We start from the raw sequence: 265 nt of genomic DNA, 5'->3' as shown, positions 1-265 counted from the left end.
CGATCGACACGTTCAAGCGCACCAGCGGGCGCACGTCGGTGGCAACGAAGCCATCGGCGCGGACGATTTCGACCACGTTCCAATTGCCCATCAGCGACACCGACACTTGCGCCACGCGCGGATCACGCGCGCGCGCGGCGGCATCGATCGTCTGGCACAGAGTCACCTTGTCGGCGAAGGGGATCAGGTCGAGCGGATCGGCGGCGGTATACAGGTGGCGGTTGGTGCTGCGCGGCGGCCCCGCTTTGGGCGCGGAGGATGGATC

General features: G+C 67.5%; 1 protein-coding gene. It reads right to left on the bottom strand.

The annotated features are described in order from the left end of the window. Nucleotides 1-265, bottom strand: a 265-nt coding sequence (locus tag ACX6XY_RS30355) for a hypothetical protein (RefSeq protein ID WP_460337921.1), incomplete at both ends; no start/stop codon positions are given.

The sequence above is a fragment of the Streptomyces sp. O3 genome, from assembly GCF_054788135.1.
Note: the sequence above shows the minus strand (reverse complement) of the source record. Positions and strands in the feature narration are given on the sequence as shown.